Source organism: Fulvivirga sp., assembly GCF_040220315.1.
In the GTDB taxonomy this organism is placed as follows: domain Bacteria; phylum Bacteroidota; class Bacteroidia; order Cytophagales; family Cyclobacteriaceae; genus Fulvivirga.
The window spans coordinates 1-1,963 of record NZ_JAVJUY010000404.1; the positions used below are offsets into that span (position 1 = coordinate 1).

At 40.3% G+C, this 1,963-nt stretch carries 2 protein-coding genes and 1 pseudogene; all 3 read right to left on the bottom strand.

The window, feature by feature from the left end:
- Positions 1–315 (bottom strand): annotated as a pseudogene (locus tag RLO81_RS20635) (ammonia channel protein); the annotation flags it as partial.
- Between the two features lie 113 nt (positions 316–428).
- Positions 429–902, bottom strand: coding sequence for a YdeI/OmpD-associated family protein (locus RLO81_RS20640; RefSeq protein WP_350116421.1), 474 nt, complete (start codon positions 900–902; stop codon positions 429–431).
- Positions 895–1,963 (bottom strand): glutamate synthase subunit beta (locus RLO81_RS20645; RefSeq protein WP_350116423.1); only part of this gene is annotated, 1,069 nt, incomplete at its 5' end. The genes RLO81_RS20640 and RLO81_RS20645, both read right to left, overlap by 8 nt.

The following is a 1,963-nucleotide window of genomic DNA, read 5'->3' on the forward strand; positions in this document are numbered from 1 at the left end:
TCCCCCAATACTATCACCAAAAGCCAGGCTAAAGCCTACCAATACCCAGAGAATACTGATCACCCCTAGTGCAACAAAACTTTGAAGCATCGTGGAGATTACATTCTTTTTATTGACCATTCCTCCGTAGAAAAATGCCAAACCCGGTGTCATTAATAAAACAAAGGCACTGGACACGATCATCCATGCCATATCACCTGTATCGAGGGTATCTGTATTTCCTAAAACTTGATATTCTGTACTATAGAGAAGCGAAAGAATAACTAAGCCAGATAAGACTACAAAAAAAGCCTTACTTCCTATATTTTTACTCATAATATGTGTGTAGTGGTTAAAATAATTACCATAATACGAAAAATAGATAGTTAATTGAAAATATTAGGGCTAAAAATTAACGCAAACGATTTATTTTATATTATAATGGGAGTTTAGTGGTAAAATTTTCTACCAGCAGCCAGTTTATCCATCATCTCGATGATACGTTCAGCTCTTTTTTCCTCAGTTTTCGCGTCATAAATCCAATCGAGATAGACCTTTTGTTCATGTTGAGTGAGCGAATTGTAGAAATCGAATGTTGATTTTGGCTCATTTGCAAAGCAGTCAAGAATTTCCTGAGGTGTCTCTAATGAAGATTGATCAATCTCTATTATCACATGAACAGTATCGCCAGCTCCCTTTTTTATTTTCTTTCGTATTTCTGCTTTTACCGGAAGAAATAACTGACCATTTCCCATAGGCATGAGTTTGTATTTTTTCATCTCAAACCCATCTATACTTACATTGACCCGAACCCAGCCAAAAGGTGACCTTTTATCTTGAGGTATTTCAGGAATCTCGGCATAGGTCCAGCCGCCCTTTCCAGGAAATTTTTTTAGCAGATAATCTTTATCAATTTTAGGCATTTTGTAGAGCGGTAAGGCTATTATTCTTACGCTCTAAATTACTGCTTCCCATCAAAAATTCATCAACATAATAGGCCGCTTCCCTGCCTTCGGATATCGCCCAAACTACCAATGATTGGCCTCTGCGGGCATCACCGGCTGTGAATACCTTGGTTCGGTTAGTTTTGTACTTGTTTGATTTAATAAGTCCGGATGGTTCCACTTTAACATTAAACTGATCTAAAACACCTTTTTCCGGGGAAGTGAAACCTACTGCCAATAATGCTAGATCACATTTAATGCTATATTCCTGTTCAGTAAGTTCAGTAAAGGATTTTTTATCTACTTGCCATTCGATAGGCACCAATTTCAGTTCTTTTACCTGCCCATGTTCATCCGTTATAAATTCTTTGGTAAGCACAGACCACTTTCTCTCACCACCTTCTTCATGGCTGCTAGAGGTGCGCATGGTCATAGGCCATAGTGGCCACGGATCTTTTTCTGTTCTATGATTAAGTGGCTTGGGTAGTAACTCGAGTTGAACTACCGATTTGGCGCCTTGGCGGTGAGAGGTTCCAATACAATCGGAGCCGGTATCTCCACCTCCAATCACCACCACATGTCTGTCTTTGGCAGATATTATGTCTTTAGGGTTAACTCCATCGCCAGCCACCTTTTTATTTTGTTGCGTTAAAAACTCCATGGCGAAGTGTACGCCTTTAGCATTTCTGCCCGGAATAGATAAATCCCTGGGCACTGTGCTACCTGTGCACATCACAATCACATCAAATTCATCCATCACTTCAGAAGCAGGTTTGTTCGAACCAATCTCACAGTTGGTAATGAATATAATTCCCTCTTCTTCCATAAGTTTTACCCTTCTCTCCACTACCCATTTCTCTAGCTTAAAATCCGGGATACCATAGCGTAATAACCCGCCAATTCTATCATCGCGCTCAAAAACAGTAACAGTATGCCCCGCTTTGTTGAGCTGATCGGCAGCCGCTAGTCCTGCTGGCCCTGAACCTATAACAGCTACAGTTTTACCCGTTCTGTTTAGCGGTGGGTTAGCAGTAATATAA

Excerpts from the sequence above, each read along its gene's own strand:
- RLO81_RS20640 (WP_350116421.1), bottom strand. The coding sequence starts at position 902 with ATGCCTAAAATTGATAAAGATTATCTGCTAAAAAAATTTCCTGGAAAG.